The sequence below is a fragment of the Anaerobacillus sp. ABA4_114 genome, assembly GCF_056159065.1.
On sequence record NZ_JBSWUM010000001.1, the window covers coordinates 456,745 to 470,748 of the forward strand.

The 14,004-nt window shown below is 43.6% G+C and carries 12 protein-coding genes and 2 pseudogenes; 3 read left to right on the plus strand and 11 right to left on the minus strand.

Annotated features, from left to right (window positions below; genetic code table 11):
• The first annotated feature begins 49 nt into the window (after window positions 1-49).
• From ACXAEY_RS02280 to ACXAEY_RS02290, 3 genes and pseudogenes are all read left to right on the plus strand, one after another.
• Window positions 50-559, plus strand: a complete 510-nt coding sequence (locus ACXAEY_RS02280; RefSeq protein ID WP_474810191.1) for a TM2 domain-containing protein — start codon at window positions 50-52, stop codon at window positions 557-559.
• Window positions 560-731: 172 nt separating this feature from the next.
• Complete coding sequence (locus ACXAEY_RS02285; protein WP_474810193.1) at window positions 732-2,000, plus strand: LysM peptidoglycan-binding domain-containing protein; 1,269 nt, start codon at window positions 732-734, stop codon at window positions 1,998-2,000.
• 238 nt (window positions 2,001-2,238) lie between these two features.
• Window positions 2,239-3,588 (plus strand): annotated as a pseudogene (locus ACXAEY_RS02290) (FAD-binding oxidoreductase).
• Between the two features lie 71 nt (window positions 3,589-3,659).
• Here the strand turns inward: ACXAEY_RS02290 and ACXAEY_RS02295 are convergent.
• From ACXAEY_RS02295 to ACXAEY_RS02345, 11 genes and pseudogenes are all read right to left on the minus strand, one after another.
• Window positions 3,660-3,887 carry an HRDC domain-containing protein gene (locus tag ACXAEY_RS02295; RefSeq protein WP_474814708.1) on the minus strand — a complete coding sequence of 76 codons (228 nt, stop codon included), beginning with the start codon at window positions 3,885-3,887 and terminating at the stop codon, window positions 3,660-3,662.
• Window positions 3,888-3,965: 78 nt separating this feature from the next.
• Window positions 3,966-4,103: pseudogene (locus tag ACXAEY_RS02300) on the minus strand (HRDC domain-containing protein); the annotation flags it as partial.
• Window positions 4,104-4,121: 18 nt separating this feature from the next.
• Window positions 4,122-4,976, minus strand: a complete 855-nt coding sequence (locus ACXAEY_RS02305) for a nuclease-related domain-containing protein (RefSeq protein ID WP_474810195.1) — start codon at window positions 4,974-4,976, stop codon at window positions 4,122-4,124.
• A 193-nt stretch (window positions 4,977-5,169) separates the two neighbouring features.
• Window positions 5,170-6,588: an NAD-dependent succinate-semialdehyde dehydrogenase gene (locus ACXAEY_RS02310; protein ID WP_474810197.1), complete on the minus strand. Its 1,419-nt coding sequence runs from the start codon at window positions 6,586-6,588 to the stop codon at window positions 5,170-5,172.
• Between the two features lie 14 nt (window positions 6,589-6,602).
• The gene (locus ACXAEY_RS02315) at window positions 6,603-7,994 is read right to left on the minus strand and encodes a hypothetical protein (RefSeq protein WP_474814709.1); all 1,392 of its coding nucleotides are present in this window, start codon (window positions 7,992-7,994) and stop codon (window positions 6,603-6,605) included.
• 24 nt (window positions 7,995-8,018) lie between these two features.
• Window positions 8,019-9,167 carry an iron-containing alcohol dehydrogenase gene (locus tag ACXAEY_RS02320; protein WP_474810199.1) on the minus strand — a complete coding sequence of 383 codons (1,149 nt, stop codon included), beginning with the start codon at window positions 9,165-9,167 and terminating at the stop codon, window positions 8,019-8,021.
• Window positions 9,168-9,338: 171 nt separating this feature from the next.
• Window positions 9,339-10,940, minus strand: a complete 1,602-nt coding sequence (locus ACXAEY_RS02325) for a sigma 54-interacting transcriptional regulator (RefSeq protein WP_474810201.1) — start codon at window positions 10,938-10,940, stop codon at window positions 9,339-9,341.
• Window positions 10,941-11,043: 103 nt separating this feature from the next.
• Window positions 11,044-11,811: a LamB/YcsF family protein gene (locus ACXAEY_RS02330; RefSeq protein WP_474810203.1), complete on the minus strand. Its 768-nt coding sequence runs from the start codon at window positions 11,809-11,811 to the stop codon at window positions 11,044-11,046.
• Between the two features lie 30 nt (window positions 11,812-11,841).
• Window positions 11,842-12,075 carry an acetyl-CoA carboxylase gene (locus ACXAEY_RS02335; RefSeq protein WP_474810205.1) on the minus strand — a complete coding sequence of 78 codons (234 nt, stop codon included), beginning with the start codon at window positions 12,073-12,075 and terminating at the stop codon, window positions 11,842-11,844.
• Window positions 12,076-12,077: 2 nt separating this feature from the next.
• Window positions 12,078-13,073: a 5-oxoprolinase subunit C family protein gene (locus ACXAEY_RS02340; protein WP_474810207.1), complete on the minus strand. Its 996-nt coding sequence runs from the start codon at window positions 13,071-13,073 to the stop codon at window positions 12,078-12,080.
• The gene (locus ACXAEY_RS02345) at window positions 13,066-13,953 is read right to left on the minus strand and encodes a 5-oxoprolinase subunit B family protein (protein WP_474810209.1); all 888 of its coding nucleotides are present in this window, start codon (window positions 13,951-13,953) and stop codon (window positions 13,066-13,068) included. Before ACXAEY_RS02345 ends, ACXAEY_RS02340 begins: the two co-directional genes overlap by 8 nt.
• Between the last annotated feature and the right edge of the window lie 51 nt (window positions 13,954-14,004).

Consider the following 14,004-nt stretch of genomic DNA (forward strand, 5'->3'; position numbering starts at 1 on the left):
TAGTATATAATAGAAATTGTTAGTACTGGTAATTAAAGGGGGCATTACTATGGGGATTAACTGTTATGTTCATGAAGACAAGGCATCCGTAGGGACATGCGTGGGGTGCGGGAAGTTTATTTGTCAGGAGTGCAATACGGAAGTAAAGAGGAAAAACTATTGCAAAACGTGCATCGGGGAAATCATGACAGAAAATCAAAGCAAGATTGAGAAACTCGAAGACAGCAAGAATAACTCAAACCCAATGGTCTTTATGAACGCTGGAGGTGGCGGTGGAGCAGCAAGCTCAGCAGCTAGTTCGAGTGGTTCAAATGGAGTAGGGATTCCTGTTTACACAAAGAGTAAGGTGGCGGCTGGAATATTAGGGATATTGCTCGGCTCATTTGGTGCTCATAAATTTTATTTAGGCAGATGGGGCTGGGGGATTATTTATTTGTTATTCTCTTGGACCTATATTCCAGGTATTATCGGCTTTATCGAAGGATTGATTTATCTCTTCTCGAATGATGAGTCATTCGCAGTGAAACACGATCGTAACTATTTCAGGCGGGCAGCTTAGATACATAATACACATAGAAGACCAGCACTTCCATGTAAAAGGGGGTGCTGGTTTTTCATTTGTATCGAAGAACAGAGTATTTTCAGTTCACTGTGTTTCCAAGTCCCTTTCATGAAATACGTGAGCTCAAAATAGACTATGAGTAAAGGCTTTTAAGCAAAGGACTGATCAAATGGCAATCCATACGGTTACAGCTGGGGATAACTTATGGCGTATTTCCATGACTTATCGTGTGCCGATACCAACGATTCGAGCAGTGAATGGCCTCATTTCAGATCGCCTCGTTCCAGGGCTAAACTTATACATTCCTGACCAAAACCTTCCTGAACAATATTATCAGATCAAGCCAGGCGATACGTACTGGAAGTTGTCTCAGCAGTTTAATACTTCTACCCAAGCGATCGTTGATGCGAATCCAAACACAAATCCAAATGCTCTACAGGTCGGGGTCCGTATACGAATTCCTTCTAGAGAGAAATATCGGATGCAATCATTAGTCTTTTTTGATGCGTTAGCAGGTACGCCTTATCTAGATACACTCAATACTATTGCAGGATCAATTACCTATTTAGCGATATTCACTTACTCTTTCACAAGAGATGGAACGGTAATTGGAGTCGATGATGCTCAGGTTTTACAACGAGCGAAAGAGCTGAACATAAAGCCGTTGCTTGTCATTAGTAATTATGAAACGAACATGTTCAGTCCTGATTTAGCGAATGATGTTCTTCAGAGTCCGAATAAAAGAAAAGTATTGGTCCAAAATCTTGTTCGCATCGTGAAGGCGAAAGGGTATGCGGGAGTCAGTATCGACTTTGAATTTGTTCCTCCTGAAAGAAGGAATGATTTCACAGCCTTTTTACGAGAATTGAAAGTGGGTCTTGGCAATTTAATTCTCCAGTTAAACGCACATGCGAAGAGCAGCGACATGCCGACAAATCGATTAGTTGGGTTTCTTGATTACAAAGAAGCAGGAAAAATCGTTGATATCGTTTCAATTATGACAATTGACTATGGATATGCCATCGGACCGCCTGATCCAATCACACCTGTATGGTGGATTGAACAGGTATTGATGTATGCGACTGGGCTGATCGAACGTCGGAAGATCATGATGGCGATGAGTTTATACGGGTATGATTGGACGGTACCGATTCAAGCAGGGGTAGGTGCCGCTATGTTACCCGTTCAAACGCTCCAAAACCGAGCGATCGATTCATGGATTCCTATTCAGTATGACGAAAAATCTCAGGCTCCTCACTACCGGTATCAATTGTTGAACAAAGACCACATCGTTTGGTATGAGGACATTAAAAGCATGATTGCGAAATATAAGCAGATGGAAGTGTATTCTTTGCTGGGAGCGACCTATTGGCGGTTGCGGTTTTCGTTTCCGCAGAACTGGGCGTATGTTGAGAAGAACTTGCTCGTAATAAAATAAATAATTTTCTTCGTTAAGCAGGAAAGAGGGAGGGTTTATTGCTCCCTTTTTGCCAAAAAAACTTCTAATGATTCTACTAATTTCAGTAGATAAGATTACTAGAATGAACCTCTAAACTATCAGTTTTTCTACTTCTACTCCGACGAATGTGCGATTTTCCTATCACTTTTGCCGTTCCAGTCACAACTCTTAAGAAATAAGCTATATAAACCTATTTTATGATTTAGGAGTTGAAAGAATGAAATCTCGACATCGATTAACTGGTAGAGTAATTTTTAGGGGCGACCCTGGTTATGATAAAGCTCGGAAGAATTGGAATCCGTTCGTTGATACGTTTCCGTTAGTATTCGTGTTTGCACAAGAAACGAGAGATATCCAAAATGCACTTTCATGGGCATGTGAGAATAACGTTCCGATTCGTTTCCGTAGCGGTCGTCACGCATTAGATAAGGGTCTTAATGAAGTGAAAGACGGGATTGTAATCGACGTTAGTGAAATGAAGAGGATTCGATTCAATCGAAAAAAAGGAATTGCGATTGTTGAAACAGGAAGTAACGTAGGCCCTACGGTTAAAGCATTAGCAAGAGAGGGGTACATGCTTCCGTTTGGAGACAGTCCGACTGTTGGAGTCGGTGGAATCACGATGGGAGGAGGAATTGGACTCCTTCAACGTTCGATCGGTTTAATCAGCGACAACCTCATCGGATTGAAGATGGTCGATGCAGATGGTAATTTGCTTGAAGCGGATCATCATAGAAATGAAGATCTGCTTTGGGCTTCACGAGGCGGGGGCGGAGGTAACTTCGGCGTGAACACCGAATACGTGTAAAAGCTGCACAAAGCTCCTGAAAAAGCCACGGTGTTTGAAATTGATTGGCCTTGGGACCAACTAGAAACCGTCTTTAAAGCATGGCAAAATTGGGCTCCGGATGTGGATACACGGCTTGGTACGATCTTAGAACTCTTCTCGAAAAAGAATGGCACACTTCGTTCCACAGGTCTATTTCTTGGACATAAGGATGAGCTTGAAAAACTTTTAAAACCGTTAAAGAATGCAGGTACGCCAACGAAGGTGTTTGTAAAAATGTTTACCTACCCAGACGCAGTAGACTATTTGATCCCAACTCAAAAAATACCTGGACGAGCAGATGCTAACAAAAAATTCTCCTCAAACTGGGCACAAGATCTTCTTCCTGATAAAGCCATTAAAGTGATGCGTCAGTTCTTAGAAGAATCGCAAAGTGAAGACACAAACTTTTTCTTCCTTAATGCTGGAGGAGCACTGAATCAACCGTCTCCTAATGAAACGGCATTTTACTGGAGGAACGCGAAGTTCTATATGGAATGGAACGCGTCGTGAAAGGATCGATCTGACCAAGCAAGAAACCTCGCTTTGGTAGAAGAAACCCGTTTAAGACTAAAACCATTCGTAGAGGGTTCCTATGTCAACGTACCAGATCAGTTCATTCGAAATTTTGGACCAGCTTACTATGGAACGAACTTTGATCGACTCCAAAGAGTGAAAGCTAAATATGATCCACGAAACGTCTTTCAATTTCCGCAGAGTATTCCGCCGAAGTACAGATAGTGGTATTTTTTAAAAAATTGTATCTTAGCCAAATAAAAGCATCCCTCTGAGTAAAGTAGAGGGATGCTTTTTTATTTATTATGAGTAAAAAGTTTAATCATTTCCTCACCAAACTCTTCCGTTTTCTTCGGTCCAAACCCCTCGACTTTGAGAAGCTCTTTTACCGTTTTAGGCTGCTTAATAAGAAGCTCATCTAAACACTTGTTTGTGAAGATGTAATAGGGCTTTACATTTAATTCTTGAGATTTCATAGTACGGAATGCAGTTAGGGAGTTTTTCAAAATCTTATTGTTTATCACATTAGGGTCCTCATTTTGTGATAGAGAACCGGCATTGTTCGCTTTTTGTGCTGAATTACTCAGTTTTATGATAGCTAGTATACCCTCTCCGTAATCTTCAACTTTCTTAGGACCAAACCCTTCAACTTTAAGCAGTTGCTGAGCTGTCATTGGTTTCTTTTGTAGGAGATCATCTAGTGCTTTGTTTGTGAAAATGAAGTACGGTTTAATAGAGAGTTCTTTTGAGCGCTGCGATCAAAAATTGATCAGGGCTGCTTTAAGGTTTTCATTCGTAAGTACAGAAACTTTTTTAGGTAGAGGTTTACTTTGGCTCGGCTTTTTCGTAGTTTCTTTTTGCTTTTGGACAATGTACTGTTCGAAGGTGAATTTTTGCTCTACGTTATTTTGAAGGATGACTTGAGCAATGTCATGAAGAGACTGATCTAGCATCTTAACGGGTGATTTCTTACTTAATTCATCTTTAATAAAAGGCTTGATCTGATCATGTCTAATCACTCTAGATTGTATGGTTGATGGAGCGTTCGGAGACACATCTATAATCGTTTTAGGATTAGCAAATGTAACCGCACTTCGAATTGGGCACTTCGTGATGACGCCTTTTGAGATAAGAAACTTTTCTAGGATATTCATATGTCGTTCGACTTGGTTAATAGGGCTGTACATGCCTTCTTTGTTAACAACTCGATTGCTTTTAGTAATAATACGCTGAAACTCGCCCTTGTCAGTAATACGGATATTTCCAAACAACTTTTTAACTTCAAGGATTAAAATGAACTTGTGGGTAACGATGATAAAATCAAATTGAGCTTTATAGTTTTCAAACTCTAAGTGAATGTCATGGAGGACAAGGAGGGGCAGCATGGAATTTTGAAGTTCGAACATCACGTTTTTTTCTCCGGCGTGTCCGATTGAAAAGAGTTTTAGGTGATCGTCAATTTTCTTGATGTCCAGGTTTGGCTTATTGCTTTCTTTTAAATCTAATAATTGTTTTTGTTGATGAGAGATCTCTTCAATATCTTTATAGATGATAGGTTCATTCAATTCCCTATGATCTGTTAAGATATTGAATACATTTTTAATAAAAGACATTTCTCCTACCTCCAACGTTCTATTGAGTTTTAAATATGTAATAATTTGTAATTACTAGATTATTATAGCAAAATAATAGGTTTGAAAGAGAGAACTAAACAAAGTTTATAAGAGAAACAAAAACAAGCCCTTAATCAAACGTTTGATTAAGGGCTTGTTTTGTTATGTTCTATCGTTAATTAGAAGGCTCTCGTTACAACCCAACCGAAATATACTTAACCTCCAAATACTCCTCGATTCCATGATGCCCACCTTCGCGTCCAAGTCCGCTTTGCTTAAACCCTCCAAACGGAGCTTGTGGGGTGGAAGGTGCACCGTCATTTAACCCGACGATTCCGTATTCTAGCTGCTCACTGATCCGAATGCCTCTCGATAAGTTCTCTGTAAATAAGTAAGCGGCAAGTCCATAGATCGAGTTGTTTGCACGTTCGATCGCTTCTTCTTCTGTTTTAAACGTAGCGATGGGTGCGAGAGGGCCGAACGTTTCATCTCGCATGCAAAGCATGTCGTCGGTTGCGTCTCTTATTACCGTTGGTTCATAGAACAACCCTTCTTTCATTCCGCCGCCTGTCACAAGTGAGGCTCCTTTTGAAAGAGCGTCATCGATATGGCTCTGGACTTTTTCAACTGCATGCTCATCGATCAATGGGCCGATGGCAACGTCTTCTTCGAATCCATTCCCGGTTTTGAGCTCTTTCACTTTCTCTTTAAGAAGTTCAGTAAAAAGCCCTGCGATGGATTCTTGGACATACACTCTGTTCGTGCAGACGCACGTTTGGCCTGCGTTTCGAAATTTTGAAGCGATGACGCCTTCAACTGCTTTGTCGAGGTCACAGTCTTCCATGACGATCGCTGGAGCGTGGCCTCCTAATTCAAGCGAAACCTTCTTCACCGTTTCAGCAGAACCTTTCATGAGTAGCTTACCGACTTCCGTTGAACCGGTGAACGTTAATTTTCTTACTCGTTCATCAGATAACCAGGCTTCTCCGATGGATTTGGCGTCTCCTGTCACAACGTTGATCACACCTTTTGGAATACCTGCTTCTTCAGCTAGTGCGGCTAGTTTCAGTGCGGTGATCGGCGTTTGTTCCGCTGGCTTGATGACGACTGTACAACCTGTTGCGAGAGCTGGTGCGATTTTTCGTGTGATCATTGCGGCTGGAAAGTTCCACGGCGTAATGACTGCCACGACTCCAACCGGCTGCTTGTTTACAAAAAGTCGTTTGTTTTGTTGCATTGCGGGAAGCTGTTCTCCATATACTCGTTTTCCTTCTTCTGCATACCAGGAGATAAAGCCATTCGCATAATCGATTTCACCACGTGCTTCTTTCAGAGGCTTTCCTTGTTCTAACGTCATCGAGCGTGCGAGGTCTTCTTTATGATCGTTGATAAGCTGATGCCATTTTGTGAGATAAGCGCTTCTTTCAAAAGCGGACAGCTGAGACCAGGGGCGAAAGGCTTCAGATGCGGCGTCTACGGCCATCGAAGCTTCCGTTTTCCCTCCGTTCGGTATCGTTCCAATAATTTCTGAAGTAGCAGGATCGGTAATGTCGATCGTTGGTAAATCTGCACCTATTTCTTCGTCATTGATTCTCATATAGTAATGTTTCATGATAATCCTCCTGCTTACGAGATTTTCTTTTCGCTATCGTTTTCAAGGTCTTTCGTGAAGATTTCATCGTTCTCTCCTTTAAAGAAGTTCTTTCCATAGATCAAGAACGTAAGGAGGATACCGACTGCGAACGCCCATGTTGCGCCTTTCGTAGCGAGAACAGCTCCGATAATTCCGGCAATTCCTAGATCACGGTTACTGCGTGATTCGAGGATTCCAACTTTTACACTTACATAACCTTGTATTAAAAGTGTTAATGCCAATGCAATGCCGAGAATAGGCTGTACGAGACTTACGATCGGAAGGAGGAGTAGACCTGTGTTCGTCCCCCAGCGGAAAGAACCGGATCCTCCAAAGATCGAGTTCATCGCTTTCTTTCCTTCTTTAAATCGTTCGATGACGACAACCTGCATCGCCGCCCATAGTGGACCTGCCATCGTTACATCCGGTCCAAGAATACTCATGATCGAGTTACGACCGCCGAAGATCAAGTGAGCTCGGTTCGGGTTGTAATCGATTTTTTCATCTCGGCGATAATCTTCTGCTTCCTCAACCAGCGCTTTACTTTGCAGGACATCACCGAAGAGAACGATATACGCTGCAAGTACGGTTGGGATTGCAGTCACAAACAGCATAAGTGGCGGGAATCCTAACCCGAAGATCGTGTATTCACTCCAAAGTGTTCCGAAATCAGGGTTGATCAGCCCCCATTCGATGGTTGGCCATGGTGCTTCTCCGAAAAGTGGACCGATAATAACGGCTAAAATGATGATTGGAAAAATACCGAGCTTCCCGATTAAGCCCCATAGGGAACTTTGAGTTTTAAGGCGGTTAAAGTGTTTTGAAAAAATGATATAAAATGCGATCCCTACAGCAATTGAAATCGTCCAAGGGAACGATTCAAACCGACCGCCGACTTCGAATACTGAGATGACGGCTGCAAATCCAGCACCTAGTATGATGCCTGATTTAATCGCGGGCGGAACGAAGGTAACAACTTTTCTAGCAAGACCTGTAGACCCGAGAAGGATCGAGAACAAACCTAGCGTCAGCTGAAAGGCGACGAGTGCGTGAACACGTTCAGCTCCTTCAGGGAACGTTGAAACGTACGCCATGATCAGCGGGATGGCTGGAGTGATCCAGCCTGGCACAACAGGGTCTCCAAGGAGATGGTGCGTTAAATACAGTAGTCCGTTCAATAGAACAACTGCTAATGCAACTTCAAACGGCATTCCTAATAGCTCGATCATCAAAGGAATCGCAGCTAAATCGACCGCACACATGAGAAGCCCTTGTACATAATCGGGCCACTCGAATTTGTAGTGAATGAAAGGAAGCCTTAATTTAAAAGGCCCCATCGGGATGTATGGTGATTCTTCACCGTCTTTACGATTTTTCCACATGATAAATCCCCCTTATTTGGTATTGCATCAATAAGCAGAGCGATAAATTTCTTCAATGTCATCTTTGCTAAGCTGGCGAGGGTTATTTTTGAGTAAACGCTCCACTTTGCTTGCGTCTTCTGCCATCGCCATAATCGCATCTTCTGGAATATCGAATGAACGTAGTCCTGTCGGGATATTGACGGAAGAGCAGAGGCGTTTCATCGCATCGACTGCCTTCGTTGCAGCATCCGAATCAGATAGGTGTTCAACTTTTTCACCTAAAGCGGTCGCGATGTCTCTGAATCGCTCGACGCACGCAAGCTTGTTCCATTCCATCACGTACGGTAAAAGGAGAGCGTTACTCACACCGTGAGCAATGTGATAGCGGCCGCCTAGCGGATAAGCGAGCGCATGAACCGCTCCGACACCTGCATTTCCAAATGCCATTCCGGCCATCAAGCTCGCCGTTGCCATCTGTTCCCGTGCTTCCACGTTGTCTGCTTTTGCGTAAGCCTTTGGCAAGTTGGTCGAAATCATCTTCATCGCCTGTATCGCGAGAGCATCTGTGATCGGCGATGCGTGCACCGATAAATAGGCTTCAATCGCATGAACGAGGGCATCGATGCCGCTTGCGGCAGTAACGGACTTTGGCATGCTTACCGTCATCTCGGGCGCTACGATCGCGACATCAGGGAGTAGATGATCACTTACGATCCCTTTCTTCAGCTGTGCCTCCGAGTCAGAAAGGATGGAGATGTTCGTTACTTCTGAGCCTGTCCCAGCTGTAGTAGGTAGTGCGATAATCGGAGCCCCTTTCTCAGGAACGAGATCAGTCCCAAATAACTGGGACAATGGTCCATTGTAACCGGAATAAGCAGAAACACTTTTTGCGATATCGATCGCGCTGCCACCGCCGATCGCGATCAAGGCATCGTGGTTTCCTTCTGTAAATCGTTTCGTGCATTCTTCTACGATCGTGAGTTCAGGATCAGGTTTTACGCCTGTAAAAACTCCATACCGTACGTCTTCTAGGAGAGGAGTGATTTGATCCACCATTCCTATCTTTTGTAGGATCTCATCTGTAACGATAAGCGGGTTATATATGTGTAAGCGCTTAATTTCTTCCGTAAGTTTTTCTGTTGCCCCTTTTCCTGTAATTAGTTTGTTAGCGATTTTGAACGTTGAAATAGACAAACGACATTCTCCTTTCGAGCATTTGCCTATAACTGTTGCAATTCCCATGCCAACTTTCCTTCATCCTTATAAGAAAGCGTTTTACAGTGTTTCTGTTCGCAATATTGTTAAAAACTATATGTGATATGAGTGAAATGCTAATCAAAAAAGGAGCATTGATTTAAAAACTAATCAACGCTCCCATTTCTTCATTTTTTGAACGATGGTCGATTGACTCACCTCGAGTACTTCCGCTGCTTTCCTCGTCGTTTTGTATTTTTTCATCGCTCTTGTAATCAAATCACGTTCCACTCGTTCGAGTGCTTCTTTTAGTGGAATGATGTCATCTTGTTCGGTTTTTAAGGGATCGGTCTTAAAGTGTAGTAGCTCACCAGGTAAGTCTGCCAGCTGAATCTTAGGTTGAGGGCTCAAGATGACTAACCGCTCGATGACGTTTTTGAGTTCACGGATGTTTCCTGGCCACTCGTATTCGTGCAGCGCATCGAGTGCTTCGATGCTAAATGATCGCTCTGTGTCGTGTTCAGTATTAAACAGGTCGATGAAATGCTGAGCGAGCGGAATGATTTCTTCACGTCGAGCACGTAGGGGAGGGATCTCTAGTGGTACGACGCTCAAGCGATAGTAGAGGTCCTCGCGAAACTGCCCTATAGCGACTAACTTCTTTAAGTTCTTATGAGAAGCCGCAATGATGCGTACGTTCACCTGTTTTAATTTAGAAGAACCGATCGGAATGAATGCTTGATCCTCGATAACTTTCAATAGTTTTATTTGAACTTCGAGAGGAAGATCGCCGATTTCGTCTAAAAACAATGTGCCGTTGTCAGCGACTTCTAACAGCCCCTTTTTGCCTTTCGTTAGCGCACCAGTAAACGCTCCACCCTCGTAACCGAACAATTCAGCTTCAATAAGGTTCGAGGGAAATGCGCCACAGTTTAATTCTAAAAAGCTTCCGGTCGAGCGCTTCGAATGCTCATGTATGTATTTCGCGATCATCGTTTTTCCGACGCCAGTCTCTCCTTGTAGAAGGATTTTCGTATCCGTTTTCGCTGCACGATTGATGAGGGAAAACAGTTCGTTCATCGTTTCACCGAAGAAGAGAGAAGACTGATCAGGCTGCTTCAGCGTTTGTTTCGTGTTTTGTCTAAGGTTTTTCAAATCTTGAAGTTCATCAATTTGAAGTTTTAATTTTAGTAGCTCCGTGATATCTCTCACGCTATTGACGATGTATAAGATCTCCTCATCGGGCGTGAAGATCGGCGTGCCAGAGACGATGATCTTTCTACCGTTCGAGAGCGTTTGCATGAGCGTTATCGGCTTCTTATTTTTGAGAACCTGAAGGGAAGCTGATTTTGAAATGTATCCTGCTTTCACGAGGTCTTCCATATGGTAGCCGAGAACTTGTTCTTCCTCTAGACCTGTGATTCGTTCGTACGATTTGTTTACTTTCACAGGAATGCCGTCACCATTTGTGATGAAAACCCCATCGTATAGGGAGTTGATGATGTCTGTGAACACTGGATCTTCAAGGAGCGCACTGTACTCATTCTGACTGATGGTGTGTTCGTGCATAGGGAGGTGGCGATCTGCAATCGTTCGTAAAATCTGTCCGATCGACGTACTAACATCGTCTTCTTGCAGGGCGCGCACCAGCTCCTCAACTTCTATATGCCCAAGCGATGCGCCGTTTTCATCGACTACTTCCAACGCATGAACGTCTTCGTTCGAAAATAGCTCGATTGCTTTTTCTATTTTATCAGTTGCGTGGATTTGCATGGCTGTGACCTCCGGGAGAGTGTGGTTGATGATAGTTTATCATGAGTATGTGCGTTTTGAGCAAAATCAATAAAGGACCTCTATAGTAGAGGCCCTTAGTTCCTTATGAACGGAGGATATTTTGAACGTTCGTCAGCTGAATGTCGTTTGCTTGTAACGCATGTCGGATGCTTTTTGCTAATTGAACAGCTCCTGGTGTATCACCGTGAATACAAACCGTTTCAGCTGTGACATCTGCTTCTTTTCCGTCGTGAGTCTTTACTTTCCCGTCCCTTACCATACGCACGACGCGATTTGCCAACTCGTCGTAATTGCCAATTTCGGAACCTTTTCTCGTCATGATGATGGATCCCGTTTCGGTATGTTCGCGATCGGAAAACGTTTCTTTTGCGACGCGTACCCCTACCTTATCGGCGAGGTCCACGACGCTAGAGTTGTTAAGCGCGAACGTAATGATTTTTTCATCGACTTCTGCAATCGCTTCGAGGACAGCTCTTCCAATCTTTTCATCCTCCATCGCCATCATATAAAGGGCACCATGAGGTTTGCAGTGTGAAAGTGGTTGATCGAACCGACGCGCAAACTCTCGAAGCGCACCCATTTGATATGTGATGTAATCTTTAATTTCAGAAGACGTACAGGTCATTTTCCTCCGCCCAAATCCGAGCAGATCTGGAAGAGCGGGATGTGCACCGATCGCAACGTTATGTGCTTTTGCGAGCTCGATCGATCTTCGCATCGTACTCGGATCACCTGCATGATACCCACATGCGATGTTAGCGGAAGTGATGTACGGCATCATTTCTTCATCGTTTCCGAGTTCGTAGATGCCATAGCTTTCTCCCATATCGCAATTAAGATCAACTTTCATTCGCGTTTCATCCTTTCCAAACTATGAAGTTTATTCAAGTTCACCGATTACTTGCCCAGCTTCAACGATTTCTCCATCTTCTACGCTGAAGTTCTTGATGACGCCATCTTCTTCGGCTTGAACTTCTTGGTAGCTCTTCATCACTTCGATGAGGCCGATCACATCTCCTGATTTTATGCTTGAGCCTTCTTTAACGAATTCTTCTTTTTCTGGCGATGGTCTACGATAAAAAATACCTGGAAGGGGAGAAGAAATTGTTTTCATACTTAATAACTCCTTTGCACGTTTTGTTTTGTGATCGATTGTTCGATTTCTTCAAGCTGCTGCTTCGTATCTTTTCTTGCCTGCAATGACTCTTCTAATGAAACGGAGACAAACTTGATCGTTTCGTTTGTTTTGGCCTGAGCGATTCGATTGAGGTCGGTACTGATAATGGTAGCGACCGTTGCATAGCCACCACCTGTCACGGCATCGTTAAGAAGCGCGATGGGTTCAACTCCGTCAGGGATCTGAATCGAACCGATCGGATAACCGAGATCAACCACGTTCGAAGGATTGCTGCCGGCTCCAAAAGGCTGTTCACGTGGAACGAAATTAAGACGTTCTCCTTTCAATCGATACCCAACTCGATTTGCTTCTGGCGTGACCGTCCATTCTAAATCGAAAAACTTCCTTTTGCTTTCTTCAGTAAGGCGATAATCACAAAGTCCTGGGATCACTCGAATTTCATGATGTTTTGAGAAGATGGGGAGGTACTTTTCAGAAATCGTGGTTCCAGGCTGAACACTGTAGGCCACGTCTTTTCCAATCAATAACACATCCTCTTTTTGAAGCGCTCGCCCTTCATAGCCACCTATCCCGCATAGCGTATAGGTAGACTTTGAGCCCATCACTTCCTGAACATCGATTCCACCGGCGACAGCCATGTAGGCTCTCGCGCCTTCCTTAACAAAATCGAACGTTAGTTCATCACCTGCATTAAGCTCAAGCGTCTCCCACATTGGAACGGGTTCGCCATTTACTTTTGGAGGTAGGTTGGCGCCAGTTAAGGCGATTTTTGCAGAAGTATGAAATTCAAGATGTGGGCCCATATAAGTAATTTCCAGTGCAGCAGCACCTTTTTGATTTCCAACTAATAAGTTTGCTACAGCGTACGAGAATTGATCGACAGCTCCTGAAGGAGGCATACCCGTTTCATAAAAACCGATTCTACCTTCGTCCTGAACAGTTGTCTGCAATCCAGGTTTCAACACGTTAATCATTGTACAACCTCCCAATGACTTTTTTGGAAAATGCATGAGGGTCTTTCAGTACATCTTCTGGTGTAAACTGAAACTCTTTCTTGCGGTATTGAAAGGTGCCGTTTTCCACTTCTTCACGGATCGAATCGTATTCTTCACGCGTAACGTCCCTGTACCTAAAGATATCGCCTTGACGAGGGAAGACCATCGAGTCTTTAAAATCCGCGAGCTTTTGTTCTCTGTCGAATACAGGCGTTGCTGATACACCGAACATCTGATAGCCACCTGCCCCTTGAACCGGATAGATGACGGAAAATCCACCGCCGAATCCAAAGCAGCGTTCAGGAGTGAAGGTTCTCGGTCGAACGTATTTCGGTACTTCGATTTGTTCTTCTCTTGGTACGATCTGAAAGCAAAAGGGGAGTCCGGGAACAAAGCCAATCATTGAAACGAGAAAGGGAGAACCAGTAATGGCTTTTATAAAGTCATCTTTCGAATCAAACCCATTGATTCGAGCAGCGTATTCAATATCTGTGGAATTTGGATCTTGGTGGCGATCACGGAATTGCATGACAGCTTCATGCGTCCATGGATCTTCAAAGAGGATGGGGATGTCAACAAGACGAGAGTTGATTTCAATACTATTCATATCATCAGCGGTGTCTTCAAGCTTTTTTAGTTCGTCGATTAAATCGTCCGGATGAAGGAGGTCAGGATTAAATCGGACCATATAAGAAGCGTTAGATGGGCAAATATCAAGTATTCCAGGTATGTCTTGTTTCTTAAGCTTTTTCGTAATTGCCATCGCTTGAAAATTTACTTCAAGAGACATGTGTTCACTGAGTTCGACAAAGATAAATTCATCTCCGCCGTAGCTATAACGAGATTTCGTTTCCTGCACGAGCAGTCACCTCACTCTAGTATTTTTCAACCTGTCTAGTCATGGCAAATC